The sequence below is a fragment of the Martinezella calliandrae genome (genome assembly GCF_030272695.1).
Lineage (GTDB): Bacteria > Pseudomonadota > Alphaproteobacteria > Rhizobiales > Rhizobiaceae > Rhizobium > Rhizobium calliandrae.
In genome coordinates this window covers 1-449 of record NZ_JARFYN010000217.1, presented here as the reverse complement: position 1 = coordinate 449, position 449 = coordinate 1, and the positions used below count along the sequence as shown (strand labels likewise).

1 pseudogene is annotated in these 449 nt (G+C 57.0%); it reads left to right on the top strand.

From position 1 onward, the window contains the following. Positions 1-115 precede the first annotated feature (115 nt). Positions 116-449 (top strand): annotated as a pseudogene (locus PY650_RS37735) (IS66 family transposase); the annotation flags it as partial.

Sequence of the window (449 nt, the reverse complement as noted above, 5' to 3'; positions counted from 1 at the left end):
TTATGCGCAGTTCGCCAGCCGGAAGTCGTCCGAGAATCCGACGGTTAAAGCCTCCTGCCTCAGCAATCTGCGCATAATCACGAGGTGCACATAATCCCGGTTATGTAGAGTTCTACATAAGCACGACGATCGACCGTTCGGCGGCAGTGGTCCGCCGATGGTGGCCTATCGATTTGAAGACAGTCGATCCGGCGATTGTGTCGCTCGGCATCTCGAAGGCTATCGCGGTATCTTGCAAATCGACGGGTACACTGCCTATAACCGTGTTGCTCGACCTGAGCGCGCAAACGACGGCGCTCTTTTGGCGGGGTGCTGGGCGCGTGGTCGCCGTCGGTTTTACGAACTGCACACGAACGACAGTTCCAAGGTGGCAACGGCGACAATCGAAAAGATGGGCGCACTTTGGTCGATTGAGGAAAAGGTGCGCGGACAAAGCCCCGATGTTCGCG